Below are 368 nucleotides of genomic sequence, written 5' to 3'. Positions count from 1 at the left end.
GCCCAGCGTCGTCCGCAGATCCTGCTCGTGCACCCAGACGTCGAAGGCCCGCATCCGCAGCGCCAGTTCCAGGGTCTGCTCGGCGCCGAGCGGCGCGCGGGTCATGGTCTCCGGGTCACGCGACTCGTTCCGCAGCTGACGGGAGCGGCGGATGATCGTGTACTCCAGCTCGGAGGTCATCTCGGGTGCGGTGTGGTGGCGCCGCACATCGACCTGCATCTCCATGTAGCGAGTGAAGTCGTTCTGTACGTGGTAGAGATCGCGCGGCAGCGTGTGGATCGGCCGCGGATCGCCGAGCTGCTCGCACTCCATGCCGATGACGTGCGAGACGATGTCGCGCACCGACCAACCGGGGCACGGTGTACGGC

General features: G+C 67.7%; 1 protein-coding gene. It reads right to left on the bottom strand.

Annotation, left to right across the window (positions count from 1 at the left end):
• On the bottom strand, positions 1-368 hold a 368-nt coding region (locus tag AC1DUE_RS20820; protein ID WP_477041294.1), incomplete at both ends, for a maleylpyruvate isomerase family mycothiol-dependent enzyme.

Source organism: Cellulomonas sp. P4_A2, assembly GCF_056402515.1.
The sequence above is the reverse complement of the archived record's forward strand: the minus strand, read 5'-3'. Positions and strand labels throughout refer to the sequence as shown.